The sequence below is a fragment of the Dehalococcoidia bacterium genome (assembly GCA_041653995.1).
GTDB lineage: Bacteria > Chloroflexota > Dehalococcoidia > GIF9 > UBA5629 > CAIMUM01.
In genome coordinates, this window is sequence record JBAZEK010000001.1 from 721,267 (window position 1) to 744,453 (window position 23,187).

The 23,187-nt window shown below is 53.2% G+C and carries 18 protein-coding genes; 9 read left to right on the forward strand and 9 right to left on the reverse strand.

What is annotated here, in order from left to right:
• Window positions 1–33 precede the first annotated feature (33 nt).
• A complete protein-coding gene (locus WC359_03535; GenBank protein MFA5399488.1) occupies window positions 34–744 on the reverse strand; it encodes a 4Fe-4S double cluster binding domain-containing protein in 711 nt (236 codons plus the stop codon).
• Between the two features lie 108 nt (window positions 745–852).
• Here WC359_03535 and WC359_03540 point away from each other — a divergent pair, with 108 nt between their 5' ends.
• The 3 genes from WC359_03540 to WC359_03550 all read left to right on the forward strand — a co-directional run bounded on the left by WC359_03540 (window position 853) and on the right by WC359_03550 (window position 2,635).
• Window positions 853–1,653: an alpha/beta hydrolase gene (locus tag WC359_03540; GenBank protein MFA5399489.1), complete on the forward strand. Its 801-nt coding sequence runs from the start codon at window positions 853–855 to the stop codon at window positions 1,651–1,653.
• A 29-nt stretch (window positions 1,654–1,682) separates the two neighbouring features.
• Entirely contained in the window at window positions 1,683–2,183 is a 501-nt protein-coding gene (locus tag WC359_03545; GenBank protein ID MFA5399490.1) for a C-GCAxxG-C-C family protein, read from the forward strand.
• A 161-nt stretch (window positions 2,184–2,344) separates the two neighbouring features.
• Entirely contained in the window at window positions 2,345–2,635 is a 291-nt protein-coding gene (locus WC359_03550) for a GIY-YIG nuclease family protein (GenBank protein ID MFA5399491.1), read from the forward strand.
• A 116-nt stretch (window positions 2,636–2,751) separates the two neighbouring features.
• Here the strand turns inward: WC359_03550 and WC359_03555 are convergent, their stop codons facing one another.
• Complete coding sequence (locus WC359_03555) at window positions 2,752–3,798, reverse strand: aldo/keto reductase (GenBank protein MFA5399492.1); 1,047 nt, start codon at window positions 3,796–3,798, stop codon at window positions 2,752–2,754.
• Between the two features lie 187 nt (window positions 3,799–3,985).
• On the opposite strand from WC359_03555, the gene WC359_03560 reads away from it, so the two are divergent.
• The 6 genes from WC359_03560 to WC359_03585 all read left to right on the forward strand — a co-directional run bounded on the left by WC359_03560 (window position 3,986) and on the right by WC359_03585 (window position 11,138).
• Window positions 3,986–4,675 carry a TetR/AcrR family transcriptional regulator gene (locus WC359_03560; GenBank protein MFA5399493.1) on the forward strand — a complete coding sequence of 230 codons (690 nt, stop codon included), beginning with the start codon at window positions 3,986–3,988 and terminating at the stop codon, window positions 4,673–4,675.
• A gap of 98 nt (window positions 4,676–4,773) precedes the next feature.
• Entirely contained in the window at window positions 4,774–5,997 is a 1,224-nt protein-coding gene (locus WC359_03565; GenBank protein ID MFA5399494.1) for an MFS transporter, read from the forward strand.
• A 63-nt stretch (window positions 5,998–6,060) separates the two neighbouring features.
• Window positions 6,061–7,812 (forward strand): cobalamin B12-binding domain-containing protein, encoded by a 1,752-nt coding sequence (locus tag WC359_03570; protein ID MFA5399495.1) that lies wholly within the window; start codon window positions 6,061–6,063, stop codon window positions 7,810–7,812.
• A gap of 43 nt (window positions 7,813–7,855) precedes the next feature.
• The gene (locus tag WC359_03575; GenBank protein MFA5399496.1) at window positions 7,856–9,298 is read left to right on the forward strand and encodes an aldehyde dehydrogenase family protein; all 1,443 of its coding nucleotides are present in this window, start codon (window positions 7,856–7,858) and stop codon (window positions 9,296–9,298) included.
• A gap of 31 nt (window positions 9,299–9,329) precedes the next feature.
• Window positions 9,330–10,202, forward strand: a complete 873-nt coding sequence (locus WC359_03580) for a 3-keto-5-aminohexanoate cleavage protein (protein ID MFA5399497.1) — start codon at window positions 9,330–9,332, stop codon at window positions 10,200–10,202.
• A 45-nt stretch (window positions 10,203–10,247) separates the two neighbouring features.
• On the forward strand, window positions 10,248–11,138 hold the full coding sequence (locus WC359_03585; GenBank protein MFA5399498.1) for a 3-hydroxyacyl-CoA dehydrogenase family protein: 891 nt from the start codon (window positions 10,248–10,250) through the stop codon (window positions 11,136–11,138).
• A gap of 60 nt (window positions 11,139–11,198) precedes the next feature.
• Here the strand turns inward: WC359_03585 and WC359_03590 are convergent, their stop codons facing one another.
• From WC359_03590 to WC359_03620, 7 genes are all read right to left on the reverse strand, one after another.
• Entirely contained in the window at window positions 11,199–12,389 is a 1,191-nt protein-coding gene (locus WC359_03590; protein MFA5399499.1) for an AAA family ATPase, read from the reverse strand.
• A gap of 115 nt (window positions 12,390–12,504) precedes the next feature.
• The gene (locus WC359_03595) at window positions 12,505–13,758 is read right to left on the reverse strand and encodes a 2-hydroxyacyl-CoA dehydratase family protein (GenBank protein ID MFA5399500.1); all 1,254 of its coding nucleotides are present in this window, start codon (window positions 13,756–13,758) and stop codon (window positions 12,505–12,507) included.
• The gene (locus WC359_03600) at window positions 13,751–14,884 is read right to left on the reverse strand and encodes a 2-hydroxyacyl-CoA dehydratase family protein (GenBank protein MFA5399501.1); all 1,134 of its coding nucleotides are present in this window, start codon (window positions 14,882–14,884) and stop codon (window positions 13,751–13,753) included. The genes WC359_03595 and WC359_03600 overlap by 8 nt, the downstream gene beginning before the upstream one ends.
• Before the next feature lie 187 nt (window positions 14,885–15,071).
• A complete protein-coding gene (locus tag WC359_03605) occupies window positions 15,072–15,803 on the reverse strand; it encodes a hypothetical protein (protein ID MFA5399502.1) in 732 nt (243 codons plus the stop codon).
• A gap of 124 nt (window positions 15,804–15,927) precedes the next feature.
• The gene (locus WC359_03610) at window positions 15,928–19,185 is read right to left on the reverse strand and encodes a hypothetical protein (protein MFA5399503.1); all 3,258 of its coding nucleotides are present in this window, start codon (window positions 19,183–19,185) and stop codon (window positions 15,928–15,930) included.
• Window positions 19,175–21,235 (reverse strand): N-6 DNA methylase, encoded by a 2,061-nt coding sequence (locus WC359_03615; GenBank protein ID MFA5399504.1) that lies wholly within the window; start codon window positions 21,233–21,235, stop codon window positions 19,175–19,177. Before WC359_03615 ends, WC359_03610 begins: the two co-directional genes overlap by 11 nt.
• Window positions 21,168–23,045: a DNA methyltransferase gene (locus WC359_03620; GenBank protein MFA5399505.1), complete on the reverse strand. Its 1,878-nt coding sequence runs from the start codon at window positions 23,043–23,045 to the stop codon at window positions 21,168–21,170. The genes WC359_03615 and WC359_03620 overlap by 68 nt, the downstream gene beginning before the upstream one ends.
• Window positions 23,046–23,187: the final 142 nt, after the last annotated feature.

A 23,187-nucleotide genomic window follows, 5' to 3' on the forward strand; every position in this document is an offset into this window, starting at 1 on the left:
TATTGTGTTAATGCATGAAAGGTATATCCGTCTTCACTTTTTTCCGCCTGCCGGACAGACCGCGATGCAGATGCCGCAGATCTCGTGGTTGTCCTGGCCCGTCGCGGCCAGCGAGAACTGCATGGCCTTCTCCCGGCACTTGAAGGCGTTGTAGTACTCATCCCGGTCGATTTTTATGTTCCACAGCTTGCCGTTTATGGCCTTCGCCGGGCATGCCTCGACGCAGACAACGCACTTGCCGCAACGGCTTTTGTCGATGGGCGGCTGCAGCGGTTTAAGCGGGTAATCGACCAGTATGGAGACAAGCCTCAGCCTGGGGCCGAATTTGAGCGAGATGAACAGATCGCTTTTACCTATCCAGCCCAACCCTGCCCGCGTCCCTGTCATCTTATGCGAGAAGTCATGCCTGAGCGTCCGGGCGAAGTCGGGGGACCGATCCAACCGGCTGGAGGTGGGCGCAAATGCCAGGCTCTTTATGCCCGTCGCGGCTATCTTACCGGCCACATCTGCCGCCAGGCCGGTTAAATAGACATTAGTATCCTGATAGAGCTTCCAGTATTCCGGCGTAGGGCCGGTGACGATCGAATCGATGATCTCATCGTCCAGCTTTTTGCCGATGCTTATGCCGCAGTTATAGCCGGCGAAGCGCTCGTGCAGCAGTCCGGACAGGTCGGCCAGTCCCCAGATGTGCCGGCCGTCGTCCGGGACGGTCTCACGTATTATCTCAACTATTTTTCCCTGCATCTGACTCCCCGGCGATTGGGAACATTATATATAATTGTACCCTTTCACATATAGCCGCACGTGTAATAACTGATATAATACATTTATTCAAACGAGGGGGAGCGTGAAATGCCCGTTATAAAAGTCAACGGCATCGATCTTTACTACGAGGTGCACGGCGAGGGAGAGCCTTTGCTGCTGATCATGGGCTACGGCTCCAACTCGGGCCACTGGTTCGTGATACTGCCCCGCCTGGCCGCGCGCTTCAAAACGATTATCTTCGACAACCGCGGCACGGGAAGGAGCGGCAAGCCGGAGATACCATACACCGCCGATATGATGGTGGGGGACCCCGTCGGACTGCTGGACGCGCTGGGCGTTGAGTCGGCGCATGTCTTCGGCGTCTCCATGGGCGGTATGATCGCGCAGGAGCTTGCGCTCAGATATCCATCGAGGGTAAAAAAACTGGTGCTCGGCTGCACTTCCTGCGGCGGGCCCCACTCCATCGGGTCCACCCCCGAGGCCAAGGCCTTTCTTTTCAATCCCGACCGGGCCAAACTGTCGGATGAGGAGAGGGCGCGCTCGACCGTGCCCTGGCTGTGGAACCAGGATTTCATCGATAAGCACCCCGAGGCCGTGGAGCGTTATGTAAAGACCACGACTCAGTATCCCACACCCATGCACGGCTATATGAGCCAGGCCAATTTTGTCCTGCTTCACGATATATACGAACGGTTGCCTCAGATCAAGGCGCCGGTGCTGGTCATGACCGGAGCGCGCGACCGGCTGATACCTCATGAGAACTCCAGTGTGCTCGCCTCCGGGATAAAGGGCTCCGAGCTGGTGGTGTTCGAGCAGGCCGGGCACGGGTTCATCTCGGATACGGTTCAGGAGAGCAGCGGGAAGATCATCAGCTTCCTGGAAAGCTAGCCGATAATTGAGATGATGGAGGACACGCAATGCAGCAGTCTGAATCGAGGGACGACAGGTTAAACCGTCTCGAGCGAAAGTCGGGCGACTACGAGGAGCTTTACGGCAGTTGCGCGCAGGGGACCTTGCTGGCGCTGCAGGAGGAGTTCAGCCTGGGGGATAAACTGACTCTTAAAGCAGCTACCGCCATGCCCGGCATCGCGCTGCGGGGCGAGACCTGTGGGGCGGTGATCGGGGCCATCATGGCGCTGGGCATGGTCTTCGGGCGAGAGAAACCGGACGACTTCGATGCGGTGCAGCGCACCACCAAGGCGGCACGCAGGCTGTGCCGGCGCTTCGAGCAGGAGTTCGGCGGCTGCAACTGCCGCGAGGTGCAGCATCGCATCTTCGGCAGGAGCTACAACGTGGCTGATCCGTCCGAATCGATGGAGTTCGTCAAGGCCGGCGCCGCGCAGAAGTGCCGCGCCCCGGCCGAGAAGGCGGCGCGCATCGCGGGTGAGCTGATACTCGACGGCATAGAGAAACCGTAGTCATCGCATAACCCACCACTGCGAGTCCTTTTTCCATCCTGTCATTGCGAGCCCGTCAGGGCGTGGCAATCTTGTGTACCCGCAATTACTCACAAGATTACTTCGTCGCTACGCTCCTCGCAATGACATGCTCAGTAAAGTAATACTGTACAATGTGATTTATGAGCGAAAGGCATTTCTACGTGTATATCATTACCAACTGGAATAACACTGTGCTTTATACAGGCGTGACCAATGATCTGAAAAGGCGTGTTTATGAACACAAAGAAAAGCTCGCTGAAGGTTTCACCAAGCGTTATAACCTGACAAAACTAGTTTATTACGAGGTGGCAGAGAACTCTGAGTCTGCGATTCTGCGCGAAAAACAGATAAAAGCCGGCTCAAGACAAGACAAAGCAGAGCTTATTGCGGGATTTAATAAATCGTGGACTGACCTCTATCCGGATTTGTAACTGCCCGTCATTGCACCTCCTTTCCTTCCTCGTCATTGCGAGCCCGCAGGGCGTGGCAATCTTGTGTACCCGCAATTACTCACAAGATTGCTTCGTCGCTACGCTCCTCGCAATGACTAGCTGACTGTCCCCATCCTGGCCTTAAAGGCCTTTTTCTTCTGCTCGTAGAGCTCGTAATATTCTTCCATCAGGTCGCGGATGGGCAGGTGGTAGGGGCACCTGGTCTCGCATTCGCCGCACTTGTTGCATTTGGCGGCCAGGTCGAACAGTCCCGCCCAGAAGCCGAAGATCTGCTCCTCCGGCAGGCGCGCCATGAAGCTGGGGAAGGTCATGACCGACGATATGTGTATCCCCTCCTTGCAGGGCTGGCAGTAGTCGCAGCGGTGGCAGAACCTGGTGCCCAGTTGCTCCTTCAATTTGCGCATGTCCGCGCGGTCCTTCTCGGTCAGGTCCAGCGGCCCGTTGAGTATGCCCACGATCTCGTCTATCTCCTCCGGCCGCTCGATACCCGGTATGGTGACAACGTCCTTGAACTGGAAAAGGTATCTGAAGGCAGTCCGTGCGTCGGCGATCATTCCGCCCGCCAGCGGCTTCATGACGATAAATCCCACGTCGTGCTTTTTACAGAGCGGCAGCAATTTTTCGGCCGCTTCGTCGGTGACGAAGTTGAAGGGAAACATCAGCGTCTCGAAACGTCCCGATTCCACGGCTTTGACGGCGACGTCGATCTGGTGCGAGGTGACGCCGATGTGCCTGATTTTTCCCGCCTTTTTAGCCTCCTCCAGCACGGCCATGGGGCCGTTGGGATCGAGCACCGCGTCCAGCGTTTTGAAGTCACTGACCGCGTGGAACTGGTAGAGGTCTATGTAATCGGTGCCCAGCCGCGTCAGGCTTTTCTCCAGGTGCTTGGCAATGCCGTCGCGATCCCGGTGGGTGGTCTTGGTGGCTATGATCAGCTCCTTCCGTTGTCCCGCTATAGCCTTGCCGATGCGCGCCTCGCTGGTGGTGTAGGCGTTGGCCGTATCCAGGAAATTGATGTCGTGGCCCAGGCACCTCTTGATTACGGCGACGGCCTCCTCCTCGTTCAGCCGCTGGATGGGTATGCCGCCGAACCCGATCCTGGTAACCATCAGGCCGGACTTGCCCAGCCTTATCTTTTCCATGTTTTGTCCTCCTCTGTAAAGATAAGATTGTATCCCTGTATGATAGCACAAGATTGCTTCGTCGCTGTGCTCCTCGCAATGACAAGCCCACTTGACAATGTCAAAATACATCAACTATAATCGAACGGTCGTTCGTTCGATTGACTGCAATTACACGTGATTTGGATGTTGGATGCGCAGAGTAACCATGAATAAAAAGGTAAAAGCGGATACCGGGATCGAGTCCAGTTCCAGGCGCCGTCAGGTTATCATGGCTGCGGCCAGGCTGTTCCTCAAGAAAGGGCTGCACAAGACCACCATGCGCGAGATAGCGCGCGAGAGCGGCATCGTGGTGGGAACGCTTTACCATTATATAAGCACCAAGGACGATATCATAACGATGATTATGGACGAGGAGCTGGCCGCCGTCCATGAGTTCATCCGTGACAGCGAGAGGATGCTGGCGAAGCTGGGCGCCGTGAAAACCCTGCGCCTGACCATCGACCGCTACCTGCATATGATAGATATCAGCCAGGACGTGCAGGTCTTCTGGTACCAGGAGAGCGGGAACATGCTGCCCGACCAGCGCCGAAGGCTGATCGAGGTCGAGGACAAGCTGGCGGCGATGTACAGCAAGATTCTACAGGCAGGGTGCAGGTCGGGCGATTTCCAGGTAAAGGATATCCTGCTCACCGCTCACGACATCATAGTCCTGGGAGACATGTGGGCTTTCAGGCGCTGGTTCATCGGACGGCACTGCACGCTGGATGAGTTCATCCGGCACCAGACCGACCTTATATTATCCGGTATATCCAACAAAACGGCCCCGGGCGCGGCTGTCCCGGGCAAACAACCCGTCAAATCAGAAAAAAGAGGAGGTGCTTCCGGCAAAGATTAGTGAAGGGCGGTCTTACAATCCGGTCCGGTTTCGATCCGGCTTCTTGTCACGGGGCATGCGGATTCATACAAAAACTTGAATAAAAGGTAGGGGGATCGATGACAGAACAGAAAGTTTACGGGTACAGGTGGGTGGTGCTGGTCGTTTACATGTACGCTTCGGCGGTATCGCAGTTTTTCTGGCTTAACTTCGCGTCCGTCGAGACCTTTATGGAGGAGCACCTGGGCATCACGCCCATGGAGGGCGGTTGGCTTGCCCTGATATTTCCCCTGATGTCAATCCTTTTCTCCATACCCTTCGGCATACTCATCGACCGCAAGGGCATCAGGTGGGGTATCGGCTCGGGCGTACTGCTGCTGGGCGTCTTCGGATGCCTGCGGCTGATCAATCCCGACGTATATTTATTATTGCTCATCTCGCAGATCGGCGCGGGCGCCGGCACGGCCTGCATACTCAACGGCACGACCAAGATAGCCGTGACCTGGTTCCCTGAAAAAGAGGAGGCGACTGCCGTCAGCCTGGGCACGGTCGCCATGTTCCTGGGCATGCTGATCGGCCTGGGCGTAACGCCCCTGCTGCTGGTCGAGCTGGGCTATTACAATATGCTGCTTACCTACAGCCTGCTCGGCGTGCTGGCCGTAGTGCTGTTCTTCGTTCTGGTCAAAGAGCGCCCGCCCACACCTGCCAGGCTGACCGCGGCCACGACGGAATTCACGGATATGAAAGAGTGGCGCGGGCTCAAGGATATACTCAAGATGCCCAGCTTCGTCCTCCTCAGCATCATCTTCCTCATCGGCACCGGCTGCTTCAACGGCATCGCCACCTGGATAGAGAAGTTCCTCAACGAGTCCCACGGCATCCCGCTGTCCGAGGTCGGCTACGTATCCGGGATCATGATACTGGGCGCAATCATCGGCTGCATCGTTATGCCGCTGATATCGGACAAGCTTATGAAGCGCAAGCCTTTCCTCTTCACGGCGTTGATCGGGGGAGTGATATTCATCGTCCTGATGCTGTTCCCCTTCGGATTCACCGGCAGCCTGATCAACTCCTTCCTGCTTGGCTTCTTCATGATCTCCGCCCTTCCCATACTGATGGCGCTGTCCGTCGAGTATGCCGGGGCACGCTATGCCGGCATCTCGCTGGGGTGGCTCTGGCTGCTGGGCAACGCCTGCGCGGTTGCGGTCGTCCCCGCCATGGAGATGCTGCGCGACGCCACCGGACAGTTCACGCTTGCCATGCTGCTGCTGGCGGTCCTGCTGGTCGTAGCCATCATACTTACCTTCATGCTCAAGGAGCCGAAGCTGGGGGAAAAGAAATAGATTTAGACTTAGATTGAGATTTAGATTTAGATTTAGATTGAGATTCAGATCGAGGTGGAATAGATGTCAGAATTGATACCGAAAGGGTTACCCAAAGGCAAACAGGTCCTGGAAAAGGGCCTGAAAACCAGCCGGTCTTTCGAGATGGGCGTGAGCGCCTTCCAGCGCGAGAGGGGCCTCACCCTGTCGGACTGGAGGCGCCGGAATACCGGTGAGGGCAACGTGCTTTTCGTTGCGCAGATGGGGCTGGCCACGGTCAAGGAGCAGGTGGAGTCGATGAAGGAGATGTATGACAGGTGCAAGGAAAGGGGCACCGACGTGGGCGCCATGATAGTCACCAGCAACTGGGTCAACGGGCTGCCGCGCGGCGACTTGCGCAGCAAGGCGCCCAGGGGCACCAGTTTCACGCTGGACGGCCCGGAAGACTTCGTCAAAGTGGCCCAGGCGGCGCCCATCATGCCGCTCTTCGCCGACAACATGGTCGGAACGCCCAACTCGGTGAGCAACGCGGTCAACGCGCTCAAGGCAGGCGCCCCCGGCCTGGGCACCATGTCCCAGTTCACCTGGAACTATCCCTACTGGCACGACGATGTGGGACAGGTCGCGGCCACGGTCGAAGCCCTGGGCATACTGGCCGGCAAGCGCGAGCAGGGCGCGGGCATCGGCAGCTACATGGGCGACGGCACATCGGCCGGGTTTATCGACCATGCCTCGGAGGTCGGCTACTGCCTGCTCGAGCAGTATATCGTCGAGAAGCTCTGCGGCGCCAGGTACATGACGGGTCTGGGCGGACTGATCAGCCACATACCGTCCAAGATGGCCACCTGGCTGGCGAGTCATGAAGTGCTGAGTGCGGCGCTGGGGACGGACGATATCGTTATGGTGCACGTGGAGGGGAATACGCTGGAAGTCAGCGAGGACGCCCATTCAAACTACGGCCTGGTGCTGGCGGACTTCCTGCCCTACGCCATACTGGAGCGTAAATATAAGACCGGCGCGTTTTACAGCGCCAAACCCATCATGGAGGCCGTCAGGGTCCCCACATTAACCGAGATAGCCGACGTCATACTGGCCTGCGCGGCGGGGCTGCGCAAGGTGCCCGAGTTCGAAGAGGCCAAAATCTTCAACGAGGCGGAGATCAACAAGCTCAAAAGGGTGCTGGTCGTCAACGGCAGAAAATTTTTCAGGAATATCTTGAAAGGTCTTCCCGGGTTGGGCGTGGATATCAAGGATCCCGTCGAGCTGCTGCTGGCGGTGCGCCGCCTGGGAGGCGCAAAGCTGGAGCAGCTGTACCATCCGGGCGAGAGGGACCCCAAAAAATACCGGGGCATCGTCCCCTTCGCGCCTACCGACCTGATCATGATGCAGCAGATGATAACCGATTTCACGGTGGACGCCATCCGCCAGGAAAAATTGGGCGATTCCATCAGCGGAAAGAAGATTGTGGCCGGCTCCACCGATACGCACGAGTTCGGCCTATATGTGCTGGAGGGAGTGCTCAACGCCTTCGGCGCCAGGGTTGTGCACGCGGGGGTCGACCAGGATGCCGAGCAGATACTGGACGTGGCCCATAAAGAGGGCACGCCCTATATCGCGGTCAGCACGCACAACGGCCAGTGTCTGGAATGGGGCACCAATCTGGTGGAGGAGTCGCGCAGGCGCAGACAGCCCGTCACCGTATTCATGGGCGGCGTGCTCAATACCATCGTCGACGGCGTCTCCGAGCCGGTCGACGTCACGGACCAGCTTTCGGCACTGGGCATCAAGACCTGCGAAGACATCAACGCACTGTTCAAGCAGATGACTAAAGTGTAGCTGCCGTTGACGGGGCTACTCACTAATAATGGAGGATAGAGTTATGGATAAAGTAAGTACGACCAGCCGTCGCCTTCCGCCCGTGCAGGGCACGGCCTCGGCCGGGGATATCGCAGCCATAGTCAAGAAGCTGCGCAACACCTTCAACACGGGTAAAACACACGATATAAACTGGCGTATGGGACAGCTCAAGGCCATGAGAGCCATGTTGAAGGAGCACTACCGGGAGTTCATCGACGCGCTTACTTACGACACCGGGCGGCCGCTGTATGAAGCCTGGACCGGCGACGTTTTCTGCGCGCAGAACGAGATAGACGTAGCCATCAAGGGTCTGAAGAAGTGGGTCAGGCCCAGGCCGCTGGAGCCGGACTTCGGCTTTTTCCCATCCAAGGCCTGGACCGTGCTCGATCCTCTGGGCGTGACGCTGGTCATCGCCCCCTGGAACTATCCTCTGGAGCTGGTTATGAATCCCACGGTGGGCGCCATCGGCGCGGGTAACTGCGTGGTGATCAAGCCGTCCGAGATAGCGCCGCATACATCGGGGCTGGTGGCCAAATACGTGCCGCAGTATATGGACAACGACGCCGTGGCCGTGGTGGAGGGCGGGGTAGCCCAGACCACCGCCCTGCTGGCGCAGTACTTCGACCATATCTTCTATACCGGCAACGGTCGTGTGGGACGCATCGTGCTGGAGGCTGCCGCCAAAAATCTGACCACGGTGAACCTGGAGTTGGGCGGCAAATGTCCCGCCTTTTTCACTAAAAACGCCAAAATGCAGGTAGCCTGCCGTCGCCTGGCCTGGGGCAAGTACTACAACAACGGCCAGACGTGCACCGCGCCTGACTACGTGCTGGTTGAGAAATCGGTCGAGAAGCCCTTCCTGGAGTGCATGGCCAAAACGATTAAGGAGTTTTATGGCGACGACCCGCAGAAATGTGAGGACTACGGCCGCATCGTGAACGTGCACCACTTCAGGCGCGTGGCCGCCCTGCTCGAAGGCCAGGAGGTCTACGTGGGCGGGCAGATGGACGAGTCGGACCTGTATATCGCGCCCACGGTGCTGGTAAACGTATCGCCGGACAGTCCCCTCATGCAGGAAGAGATCTTCGGACCCGTCATGCCGGTGATCGCCGTGCCGGACCTGGAGGCGGCCATCAAGTTCGTGAACGCGCGTCCCAAGCCTCTGGCCCAGTGCATCTATACAGAGGACCGCAATGAGGAGAGGATGATACTGGAGAGGACCACCGCCGGCGGCGTGGATATCAACACGGCCAACCTGCACAGCGCCACGCCGGGCATCCCCTTCGGAGGCGTGGGCGCCAGCGGCATGGGCACCTATCACGGCAAGCTGAGCTTCGAAGCCTTCAGCCACCGCAAGAGCGTGATCCGCCAGGGCACCTGGACCGAGCTGGTCAGCCAGGCCATCAACCCGCCGTATACGAAGTGGAAGTGGAACCTGGCCAAGCTCCTCTCAGGTACCTATTGACGCGGACCAAAATAAGCGAAAGGAGGCCCAAGTGGCTAAGGGAGATAAGTTGATCATCACCGCCGCCGTATCGGGCGGCGCCACCTTCAAATCGAACAATCCCAACGTGCCCTACACTCCGCAGGAGTTCGCGGACGAATGCGAGAAGTGCATGCAATACGGCGTGAGCATTGTACACATACATGCCCGCGACCCCAAGACGGAGTTTGCAACCGCCGACGTGGGCGTCATCGGTGCAACCGTCGAGGCCATCAGGAAACGCTGTCCCGACATCATCATCAACCTGAGCACCGCCATCACCGTCGGGCTGACGCCGGAGCAGCGCATAGCGCCCATCATCGAGCTCAAGCCCGATATCGGCAGCATGAACAGCGCGACCATGAATGACGGCATCGCCGACCATCGGACCGGCGAGGTCTTCTTCGAGTATACCTTCGAAAACAAGCTGGGCATGATCGCCGATTTCGCCAAAGTGATGAAGCAGCACGCGGTCAAGCCGGAGTTCGAGGTATACGACCCGGCGGGCATCTACAACATAGAGCTGCTGAGCAAGCAGAAGGACCTCTTCGCCGCGCCGCTCAACTTCCAGTTCGTGTACGGCGCCTTCGGCGGCATCGCCTTCAATCCCGCGCTGCACCTGACCATGGTCGACCTGCTGCCCGAAGGGTCGACCTTCGGCGTCTGCGGGGTCGGTCCCAACCAGGTGCCGGCGGCGGTCATGAGCGTACTCACCGGCGGGCACGTCAGGATCGGCCTGGAGGACAATACCAGGATGCCGGGCGGCGAGCTGGCAAAAGGAAGCTGGGAGCAGGCCAAATGGGTGCAGGAGCTGGCCGCCATACTGGAGAGGCCGGTGGCCATGCCTGCGGAGGCCCGCGAGATACTGGGCCTGCGCCGCAAATAGGCGTCTCATCAACGACGTTACACTCACTTGTAAGGGGAGGGCATTATGCTCAAGATAAATAAGGTCGCCGTCATCGGCGCGGGCTTCATGGGCGTCCAGATCTCGGCGGTCGCGGCCCTGGCCGGCAACGGGGTAAAGGTTTTCGACCTCGATCCACGATCTGCCTCCAAAGGCATCGAAGGGCTGAAGGGCATCTTCGGTCTGAAAGGCATGTCCGCACAGGCTGAGAGGCTCGATGCCGCCCAGAAAAAAATAATCTATTGCGCTTCGCTGTCCGAAGCGGTGGCGGACGCCGACCTGGTGATCGAAGCCGTCAGCGAGAGCATCGACCTCAAGAAGAAGATATTCAAACAGGTTGAGGCGGCCGCGCCGGCAGCGGCGCTGATCGCCTCCAACAGCTCATCCATACCGGTTGTGAAGCTGGAGGACGCCGTGTCACGTAAAGACAGGGTGCTGAATATACATTTCGACTCGCCCATGATCGACCTGCCGCTGGTGGACATCATGCCCGGCAGCGCCACGACCGCCGATAATATCGAGTCCGCCAGGGCGTGGGCGCAGAGCATAGGCTGCGTTCCCGTGGTGGTCAAAAAGCCGATTATGGGCTACCTGGGCAACCGTCTCTGGAGGATGGTCAAGCGCGAGTCCCTCAAGCTGTGGGCGGGGGGATACGGCGATCCCCTGGACATCGACCGCTCCTGGATGCTGCAGTTCAAGGTGGAGCTTGGGCCCTTCGCCATGATGGACGTGATCGGTCTGGACGTGGTCTGGGACATCGAGATGTCGTACTACAACGAGACCAGAGACGCGCAGGACCTGCCGCCGCAGGCGTTGAAGGACATGATAGCCAAAGGCCTGCTGGGCATGAAGACGGGCAAAGGCTTCTATGACTGGAGCGACCCCGCCTTCCTCAAGCCCGACTTCCTGGGGAAATAGCTTCGTCATTGCGAGCGAAGCGCGGCAATCCTGTGTACCCGCAGTCACGCAAAACAGGTTTTAGAAAAACTCGCCTTTATGCAAAAGCTCGCAGAACCTGTCAAACGGCATAACTTCCACAGGTCCGAACCGATATGACCGCTGGCCTGAGTACACTCCAATCAGCCTGTCCGCCTTTACCTTATCCGAGGATCCTAATGACAGCAGTGGTTTTTCCCAGGTACGTTTCCAGCTATCGGCCCTTTTGACCTCGATAGCTACTATGTTCGGTATGGAACCAGTGTTGCTTTTAGAAGTCTCAACAACAAAATCCACTTCCACACCTGCCGGAGTGCGGTAATAATGCACGGGCCGGTATTTGCGGCTGACCTGGTTATAAACACGCAGTTCATGATAGACCAGAGTTTCCAGGGCAAACCCCTGTACGCTGCCGTCAAGCGGATTGCGCGCCTGTCCGGCGGCCGTCCGCGCGAGGCCAGGATCGAACCAGTAGAATTTAGGATGGGCGGCTTCCCGCACTTTAAGTCCGGCCCGCCAGGCTGGCAGGAAATGTCCCAGCAGTGTATCCACGATGATGGAGAAATATGATTCCACGGTGCTGCGTGCCGCGCCGGCATCACGGGCGATGTTCTGCATATTGACAACCTGTCCGTTTATTTGCCCGGCCACGGTTATGAACCGCATGAAGGGCGGCACGTTGCGCAGCAGGCCCTCCTGCCTTATCTCCTCACGTATATGCGTATCGAGGTAAGCTTCAAGGATGTCGGGCGCCTGCTGCGGGTCGCGCTGGACCATGGGCAGCGAGCCCCACTCTATAGACGATACCAGATCAAAAGACTTACCCAGCTCTGCAGCGGAGAAACCCTCCATATTCAAAGTGATGGCGCGGCCCGCCAGCAGGTTGGCTCCCTCCCTGCGCAGCTTACGCGCCGATGATCCGCAGAGCGCGAAACGCCAGCGCCGCGATTCCATCAGTCGATGGACTTCGTCGAGCAGGGAGGGTATCTTTTGTATCTCGTCCAGCACTATCCAGGAATCATCCGTGAGACCGCCGGCCATGGCTTCCAACCTGTGGGGGTCACGCGATAGCTCAAGAAAGAGGGATGCATCCAGCAGGTCCAGAAAAAGCGCGCTCGGCAACACGTGTCGCAACCATGTGCTCTTGCCAGTGCCGCGCGGACCGAACAGGAAGAATGAAACCTCCGGGCATTTCAACAACCTGTGAATATACGTCTTAGCTATGGCATTCATGCATTTTCACACTTCTAATGTAATATTACATTGTATTATCACATTATAACTGCACTAATGCAAGTTTTCACGATTATATTTTCCCGTCATTGCGAGGCCGAAGGCCGTGGCAATCCTACCCCTTCCTCTGAAGGAGCATCTCCATGAAAGCCCCTGCTCTATCCTCGAACTGCGACATTGAGAAATTGGCGGGGTCCATGTGGTCGGCCTCGATCACCACCGAGGGCACGCCCAGTTCCGCCTGCAGCGCGCGTTTGATGTCCATCTGTCCCAGCGTGATGGGCAGGCAGGACTTGTTGGAGTGCAGTATCACGCCGTCGATGTGGTAGTCCCGGCAGGCCTTGAGCACCATGTCCTTTCTGCGTTTCATCGAGACGCAGGACACCATGGGGTAGGACTGCAGCGACTTCATGGCCAGCGCCTCCAGCGGGTTGGAGGTGTCGAGGCGTATGGACCAGGCCGCTGAGTAGGTCTCGGCCACCACCACGCCCCCGTATCTCTCGAAGTAGTTGAAAAGCCCCAGGTTGTACCACAGCGGTATGTTGTCCCAGAACAGCCGCACCTTCTCCTCGGCAATGATGCCGGTCTTGTTCTCCGCGCGCTGCTTGACCTCGTCTCTCACCTTCGTAAGATAGTCCACTGCGAGCTGCGTGCCCTGCCGTGTGACCATCACGAACATCAGTCCCACCTCAGCCGCCGAGATGGGCGTAGGAATGCAGCGCCGGTAGGAGGTGATCTCGTCCCACAGTGCGCAGGACTGGTCGGACAGACGCACCACCTCGGCCAGCCTGTCGTAGTCCATCTTTCTGCCGGTAGTCTCGGACAGGAATTCGATGATACGGTGTATTTCGCTCAGTGCGTAATCGATGTGGTAGCGCTGGATATTCTCGATCGGCACCTGGGGCAGGTCGGCGTTGAAGGCCTTTGCGTCGGGGAAGCGTTTGGCGATGTACTGGAAGTTCTTCATGGCGGGAACGCAGCCCGCGCCCGGCACGAAGATCATGTCGGGTTCCGGCAGTCCGTTCAGCGGCACGCCTTCCTCGCCCATAAGGCCGTTGATATAGCCCACGCAGTTGCGCAGGTAACCGCACAGGTCCGGCGAGAAGCCCATGGACTCGGCGGTCATATAGTTTTTATGAATCAGCCCGAAGGCGGCGCAGACGGGGGACCAGTTCTCGGGGAAGACCGGCTGCAGGTCCATGGCGTAGAAGATCTCGATCAGCCCGTTCATGGGCGGCATCCAGCCGATGGGCTTGCCGGCCTTTTTGGCCTCGTGGCCTTCCAGGTAGAACTCGGCCACGATCTTCTGCAGCTCCCTGGCGGTGGCCAGTCGTTTGGTCGATTTCCCCGTATTCTGCGGTTTATCCATTTATCATCTCGAAGAAGGCGCCGAAGCGCGTCTTTAGTTGTCCCTCGATGTTGCCGCTCTCGTCCATCTCGATCGGAAGCACCGCGATGCCCTCGTCCCTCAGTGCCTCCGACAGCGCAGGATAGTCGGCCAGGTGCGGCGTGCAGAACTTCTGAAAGAGGAAGATCACGCCCTTTGCGCCCGCCCTCTCCACCAGCTCCTTCACCCGCGGGACGCGGTCCTGTATGGTCGAGCGCGACGGGCAGGGGAAGCGGTGCATGTAGCGGTCGATCAGCCGGTCCATGGGATCCGCGCCCGAGCCGTCGGCCGGTTCGCAATATCTATACCCGTTGCACAGGTCGTCCGCCACCACCTGTCCACCTGCTGCCTCCAGCAGATCGAATATCCACATCTGCTCCACAATGCTGCCCGATACCAACACCGGCACACCCCTGACCGGAGCAGCCTTGCCCTTTTCGACTGAAGCCAGAAGATTAGTCAGATGTTCCAGGTACTCCTCGGGCGGCATGCAGAATCCTGCCTCCATTATTGTGTAAAAGTCGCGTGCCGGCGGAGCGAATATATTTTGCATACGAAACTCATGCAGCCGCAGCAGCTTCTTCCTGATCTCCGCATAGAGGTCCAGCGACCGCTTCAGCGATGCATCATTGACCTTTCCACCTGCCGCAGCTAGTTTATCTATGAGCTCGTTCAGCGTCTGCCTGTAGAATTTCCTGGCGTTTACATCCGTGTTATACGGCAGCGGCACCGTGTGGAAAGTCTTCAGCCCGCTGTTCTCCGCCCAGATATTCATCATACCGCACGATATATCGCACGTGTAGCCCTGTATTACGCCCCAGAGATATTTGTACTCGCCGCGCAGCGCCCTCTCCAGCGAGGTACGCATATAGGGGCAGACGAAGTTGGGGACCAGGCTGCCGGCCTTCTCCACCGTTATCGTGCCGCCATGGATCCGGAAAGGCATGAACACGGCTGCATGTATTATCTCAATTGGAGTATAAGTACAGAACCAGCCGAAGACCTTCTGTTTTTCTGCATGGCGAGTGAGCCGCTCCGCCCTATTTGCAACCGCGCCAACAAAAGGGACGAAATTGATGGGCATCTTGGCCAATCCAATGCTATCCATAATATACCTATTCCTGACAAAAAGTGTGCCTTATTATTTCACCAAATAACGCTGGGAAGGTGAGTCCCACACAGTTTTATATTGCCAGCAGAATATTACCATACAATTTAATGGGGGTGACCTTACCCCGTGTTTGGCAGCTCCCCGTTTTAGAATCCGGTCTTTGTATAAGCCTACTCCAGAAAGATTAACCAAACAATTCTTTTTCTATCAACCTGACATATTTGTTTGCATAAAACATATCTGGCTCTTGTCTAAAAGGTCTGACTTTCATTTCAAATTGAGGGGAAGCTACATTTGTGCTATCGAATAGTACTAAACCAATTCCGAAAATCACGCATAATGAATCGATTCTGGAGATATCCTCTTGCGATGAATCTCTTGGAACTACTATGTATGATTTATGGCTAAACAGTCTGTACGAACAGGCTTGGCCAAACGCCGTAATCAAGTCTTTAGTATCTACTTTAATCTCTGCCGATACAATTTCGGTTGGAGCTTTTAAGATATCACTGGGAAGTGATTCGCGTTTACCTATCGCGTCAGGCGTTCCCCATTTATCCCTAAACTTGTTTTTCCCTAGCGCTATAGCTTTTGTACAATCTTCTGCTTCATTCACAAGCCAGTCAGCAAATGGTTGATAGAACATGTCTTCATGAACTTTCTCAGGTTTAATCCCTTCTTCCTTTATCTCCCTTTCTTTAAAACTGACATGACGAAATACCCCTTTTGCAGGTTTATAAATTTCATCTGGATGTTCAGTGTCTAAATCCCAAACGTTCCCATGAACTGTATTGATCGGTATATGTGGACATTGCTCTGAAATTTTTCTTACAAGCTCAGAATAGTGTATCCCATCAGGGTTCGATATTAATATCTTTAAAGCCGCCGATACTATCTCTTCTTTCCTAGTAGTCATGATGATCCTCCCCATTTATTCACGTATCTGTTTGATAATATGAGTGATTGCCTTATTTTATAAACCTGTCTTACTTTCTTCACACTATATATTCAAACGATCTGCTATAAAAAGACAAAATAAATTAGACACCGTACAAAGCCCTACATATATCCGCGTATGCAGGATATGCTGATAATCCCCTTAGCTTCCGACTGATTACGAGTCTTCGCTTAGCCAAAGGGCCGTTATTCGGATCGAGAGCACGTGCGAGCGCCCTATCTTGATTCTTTGCCTCTTGATATTCTTCAATCAGCTTTCGCGTACATGTTACGACATCTTGATGAAGTGTCTGGTCAGAGTCGTAAGGAGGCGTAACGCCAAAAGGTAATGTGTCAATATGCCTTTTCCCAAATGCTCCGTCTGGTTGAAATTCCCGGATGACATGACTGATAGCCTCACTATTGAATAAGCCTGTCAAATAAATAGCTTCCTGTAAAGTATCAACTTGGGCCCAATAGAGAGTCTGATCAACGACTAAACGATCCCAGCCAAGAGACCTGGATTCGGCAAACGCGGAACAGACTAATTCTCCGCTTCTTCCTGTGAATACAAGGTAGCCAACTTCGCCAATATGCTGTTGGGCAAGCTTCTCTCTCTTGTTAATCAGATTCCAAACGTCTCCAATTCTCTTGCCGGAACCGAGTGCCATACAAATCTGGCGAAAAGCATTGACTGTGGATGGACCCATAGTTGCGACATCCACCTCCCCAAGTGGCGCCCATTTACCTCGATCCCTGCGAATTGGGAGCAGAGTAGGAACCGGTGAGTATATTTCAAACGGCGTTAGTTGATTTGAGGTAAGTACATTAAAGAAAAGATCAGCCGGGAGAACGCAAGGATCAAGGTGAAAATCCGGGAGTCTCTTAGCGTCTTTGACCGTGAATGACAGTTTACTTGTCTGTCGATCAATAGAACTAATACGCAACTGAGCTCGACCTCGAGACGGCGGAGCATGTGCAATTTCATGGAAATAAATCGTTCTGGGCATAATATCGGCCCCCTGTCGGAAATCGGCTGGATGGAAAAATCCTGCGTCTCCCGCGGGACTGATATGCTCACTCCAAGAAATCCGTTTACCACGGACATTCCGGTAAATTGTCATTGGTGACATACCAATTTCGCTGGCATAGAAACCTGATATCGTATCTAAGAACATAGCCCGAGGATTGCTCTTCGATCCAATCAAGACTGCTCCACGGTTTTTGAAGGTAGTCTCCGAAATACGCCATACTTCTTCGACGTCAAAATTAACAGGTTTTAGTGCATGTGCATATTCAGCGAGTCGAAATGGATTATGGTTATATCCAGTTCGCACTGAATCGGGCACAATACAAGCTATCCTTGCCCCAGACTGCAAATAGCGGGCGACTGCATGTAGAAGAAAGATAGTGGCCATTTCAATATGTAGGAACGATGGCCCCGGCGGTTTGATAGAGAATTGTTCGGCCTTGTTTTGTAGAACAAGTTTATATGGGTTATCAGCTATTCGACTGAGAGCAAGCCACGGAGGATTAGAAACCAGACCATTAAACTGACCGGCTACTAGGCCTGGCCTGTAGCTATTTCTCAAAATAAAAGCCCAGATACCATTACGTCTGTCCCTATTTAGCCGATCAACTGTCTCGGAGAAAGTTCTAAGGAACTCTCTTGCCTTAATAACATCTGTATCCACCAGTTTTGGGCTTGAAGCAGCTAATGCAACACGTGTTGCTTGATCAAGTTGGGCATCGCTAAGATTAATAGGTGAGTTTCCTCCAGTCATGCCCAACTCATAGGCTTCATCAATAATTGCGTCGAATGCTCCCTGGAAAGAAGGCGAGATCAGAAAATGGGGTAGTTCGACAATAGAATCTGCTATCTGTAATTGATGAGTCTCTTGTCCCTCAACTTCTAGTTGATTAGACAATGGCGTTACCGCAAATAGAGAGTCGGCATTATATATCGGAATTGTTATGGAAAAAGCCCCCAACGGCTCAAGCCAATCACGTGCAGCTAAAACCCAGCCGATTTTCGCAAGGATAGTAGCCAGAGGGTTAATGTCAAATCCGGTTATAGCCAAGGCTAGTTCCTGAATCCGACGTTCACCATCGCTTCCTGGAATTATTGAGGCGATGCGTGTTTTTGCCTGTAAGACTGTTTCAACCACCATCGCCCCCGAGCCACAACACATATCAACGAGGCGCGGCATCTCATTTCCTGGTAAAGATTGCATAACACTTCTCACTAATTCCCGGGCAAGCCAGCGCGGTGTCCATTCCTGACCAAGTAGGATACGTTGAGTGCGTTTTGCCAATTGGGCCATTAACTGCCCAAATAAATCATCCGAGGGTGCGCTGGCAAAGTCATAAGCTTGTAGGTCATCCTGCATTTTGGTAGCAATCTCTACAATAGCTTCAATTAAGGGTGGCTCGTGTAACCAACCAAAATAGTCATATTCGACTAGATTATTTAATCCTCTTGCCTTAAAAAAATAGCCCCTGACTATCGATTCAATATACGAGCGATCCCCAATTATAACCTTTCCCTCGAGTGCATCTGCGCAAATGAGCTTGGCAAGGGTAAGTATATAAAGTTCATCGGCATAGTCTGCACGCTCGAATTTGCCTGCCGATCCACTCGTGCCTACAAAGCTGACGAAACGCTTCCAAAGGTTCTCGATGATATTCCCGTATGTGGGGTTAGCATCAAATGCTTGTTCGACCACTAGATGCAAGGGTTCGATGTGGGCGGAACAAAAAGTGCTTTCGAACCCTAAATCAGATTGTATCGCGATGGCTGTCAGAGGTCGTGCACCCAACCGTGCGAGGTAGCGAATGAGAAAATTGAGAACATTCCTCGCTGCGGCGTCATCGACAAGCGAGCAGTCTACTTGATCGATTTGTTCAAGTTTTATGTGTGCTCTGCCGTACAAACCGCTTTCGGGTCTTGTAATTGACGCTATTTTATATGCCCGCCAACGAACCGTGTCAGATAGAACACCGACGATCATGTTTGGTTGTCTGTTGTCATTTAGTAACCCAGCACAGTAATCCTGAATCTGTGAATAACCGGCATTAAAATTAGACTGAATTGATATATTGGCCTCATATTCGATCGCAGTAGAGTCAACAAGATTATCAACGAAGCCTCGATGAACTGCGCCGTCTCGGTGGAACTGAGTCACTGCTTCGCTGCCCTCTACGTGGAGTTGAGCCCAACGGGGTCTATATGGAAACATACGATAGATATACGAGGTAAAGTTGCTGCGGACGACATCTTCTGAGGCGCCCCGATCCATCAGTATTATTGCTTGTCTTAAATAGTCTATTGCGGCAGTGATTTGTTCTGCGTCAAATCTCATTTTTTCTCCGTGCTCCAAGACACGTACTGTTTATTGTGCGAAGTGCAGCTAGTGATTCAACGGCTCTACTATCTCCAAATAGTCTAGTGGCAATTATAATATCAATTCTCTCCATTGTTTGTAGGGGAGATACATTAGACGCCAGGTCATGGCCCAATAGTCTAAGCTCACCCCATTCCTGCGCAGATAGTCTAGGTATTGGCAACCTCCGAATATGAGTGGCTTCGAGTTTTAAGGCGCCACCTCCCATCACTGTTCCTATAAGTTCCATAGCAGCTAGGCACCATGCTGAATTCATAATAGCCAAAAAGGCTAGAATATCTGGTCCTGAAATTGTTGGTTCAACCCAGAGAGTTGAAAAATTTGCATCGATAATAGCCGTACGATTCGGATTTAGTAATGTCTTCGGATGTATGTAATTGACACGAGCCACGAACAGGTCCGGCTTATGACGATGAGTTAGTGGCGGAAGCATGAACCAATGTCGAGCAATCCAATTGTTCTTTGCTCTAGGTGGTACCACATTGGTTCGCACTGCAGACAATTCAGGGATCAGTTTCGCGTCTCGGCTAGTACTCACCTTAGTATGTTGAGCGGCCAAGACTAAACCACGAAGTCCTTCAGGCATTAATCTACGACCTGGCTCAGGTATATCCAATTCAGGAGGTGAATATGCATCTAATATTAGCAGCCGGCCTTGCAGTTTGTTTAAGTGGAGAGCAAAGCCTTCTGACAGTTCATCTTGTTTTCTAAGTACAGGATAAAGGACTTCGCTAGGTAAAAGGACGGATTTACCCAACTCTCGACTTTGCGCAACCAAACTGAATTCCTCACCAAACATAAGGTTATCACAATAAAAGAAGGTATTTGCTCCAGTACGAAGTCCCTGACCCACTTTTAGACCAAGCTGCTCCGGGGACTGTAATGAGTCTGTTACTTCGGCTGAAAGGAGACTCAGTAGAGGTTGCGGAAGTATCGCTCTTCTGATGGACGCTGACAAATGCTCCGCTTTGATCCACGGTTCCAAATTACGAAGCCAAATTGAAGAACTTGAGGTGGCTAATAAGTTATTCAAATCAGCCGATAAATTGTATCTGTTTATGCTGATACCTTTTCTGGAGCAACTGCCTTGAGTTTCCGCACTGATGATCAACTCGCGCAATAGAGTATCGGGGTCATTTTTATCTGGAAATAAACCTCCTGAAGGTCCACGACTATCTTGAGATCCGTTTCTTAGGACGACCCTCAAGTATGATTCATTCGAGATAGATTCATGCAATGCCCGTGGTAATGTTGTCCGTTTGGCGACTAAAAGGCAAGTCTTTATCTGAGCGTCCTTGAACCAATCTCGGGCTTCATTTTCGACTGTCCAGCGAAGCAGAAACAATTTCAGAAGAAGATAACGAATTACATCGGCAAAGTCGCGAGTTAGCCATGATTCGGGGGCGACCATGGCCAACGTTCCTCCTGGTTTTACCAAAGCCGCGCACAAAATCCAAGAGGGTATAGCCAAATCAGATAATCCCGAATAAGACTGGGCGAGTGTGGCCAATATTTTACGATCGGTATCATTTAAACTCGGTAATTGCGAGATGATACTTAATAACCCTGACCTCACACTATTGGCATCGAATGATTCACCTTTTGACTTTGTGGAATAAGTTTGATATCTCACATAAGGAGGATTCGTTATAACAAAGTCAAATGCGTTGGTTGGTAGCTGTGATATCGTCTCCCACGAAAAAGCATTCCCTGTAATTATATTGGAATGCTTTCCAAGGCGAATTCTAGTGGAGTCTGCATACCGCGTGTCAAGCTCGATACCGCATAGGTCAGCTGAAGGAGTCCACTCCCTCACAGCTTTGAGCATGTCACCGGATCCAGCCATTGGATCCAACGCATTAGTAACATTCTCAGCAAATGAGAGCCTAGCGAGAAGTCGAGCAAGCTTAACTCCAGTGAAGTACTGCCCTAGTTGTTTCTTATGCTCCGCCAGTTTTCGCCCCCCAGTTTCTATAACATGAATTAGGGTTATCAGCCTCGCAAACATGAATAAGCTCCCTAATCCGATAATAAAAATCCGCCGCATTGATGGTGACGGATAGATCTCGTTGCATGCAGAGTGTCACAAACCGGGAATATAGTCTTTCAGGTGTACGTTCTTTCACATCAGGAGCTTTCGCCGCAGATGTCATTAGTTCTGTGATAATGGCGTTAATATCTGCAGTGCCGTCTTTAGGCATATGCGCAGTAGTTTCTTTTACAAGAAGAAAAAGCGGGTCTCCTTTTACCGAATTAGTGGAATTAACCTGTTTGAAGCTAGATTGGAGTTTGTCTAGAACACTGGCGCGTTCTATACGCAAACCTGCAGCCAGATGGGCTCTTTGAAGGGACTGCCAAATATCAGCCTGGGCAGCATGAAAAACAATTGTTGCCATTCCGTCATCTTTCAGGACACGAGCTATTTCGGTGAATACATTGGCCATCATGGAGCCATACACATCCAGTGTCTTGCTTTGTGAAGTGCTCAAGATGATTTCTTCTGCTCTATTTGTTAGTCGACCCAGCCAGACCTCATTCAAATAATTGATCTCAGAGTACGGTATAAAACCACCGAAAGGCGGATCTGTGAATACATAATCGACTGAACGATCAGGCAGGTCAAGCTTCCGACTACTTGCATTAACAATCTGCACTGAGCCTCTTCCTCCTAAAGCTGCAAAAGCTTTGCCGAGCGTTTTTGCTTTGCGTCGCAGGCCATTAAAAATGTTCTTCTCAACAGGCAAGCTACTGATGTATAAGACTCCTGTTTGGGCGCCTGTTAGAACGAATTCGCTCCGATTGTGCTTGATGACTACACGCGTCATTAACGTAGCATGCGTGGCATTATAGCTCAATGCTAAGAGCTTTAAAGAATCACGCAAGGGTTGAGGTGCGTTGTTAATTTCATCCCATATTGTGGCCATAGCTAGCCAATTTCGCGGAGTGTAGAATTGATGGGCATGAGTAATGCCAGTATGATACCCACTACGATATAGATCTCCCCATGGAACAATTGAGACAGGAGCACAGCTCGGGATCTTGCACTCAAGCGCACAGTTTGCTATCTCGACATCTTTATCGTTAGCAGGTCGTACCCAATTGGTTCTCCCAGTACGACCGTAGACCATTGCTATCTCACGGATTCTGCGCCTACTTTGAGTGTGTATAAAGGAATCGTTAAATATCTCTTCGGTTCTGGCCATATTACACAATGAAGATGTTTTGCCACATACTGGACAATTAAAAGTCTCACTTATTACAAGTGGATTGAAGCTTACGGCGGCATCCCAAAAGCGTGTCCTGCTTTTACAAAACGGGCACTCAAGAACCTCTGTCCAAATTGCATATCGGATGACTCCCGGCTCGCCATTTGGGCCTTGGGCTGCATATAGGTTCCCAGTGCGTCTTTCACATCTGGCAATCAATGCTTCAGCTTCTGCCAAAAACTCAGTTGGGTCAGGTGGGCTGGTAATTGTTTGGGCAACAAAAGCACATAAAGGTGATAACTCATAGATAATTGCTTTACGAGGTCCCCATTGTACTGGGGCCTTAAGTTTTTTAGCTAACTTTATAACTGCCGTGGTAGGATTGTCACAGAGCATTGCGGCAAGCCCAGCAGTGCCACTTCCTCCAAAGACATCCAATACAGTGTCACCTGGTTTAGTGTGAGAGGCGACAAATACAGCAATTGATTCCGGTGAAATTTTCGTAGGGTAAGAAAACGCCGAGAAAATTGGGCCACTTCGGGAGGCAGGAAGCGGGTTGGCATACAGCGGACCCAGCTTCTCCATAATGTTTCCCAGTTCTCTGTCAATCATCTTCGTTGAAATTCTCTCATTATCTCAGTTCTCTTTACATGGTTATCGTGTGTATGACCTTACCCCAGGATTCAGCAGTACCTGCGCTTAGAATCCAACCGCTGTATAAGCATACTCCACCAGTGTTCTGTGATTCAATGAA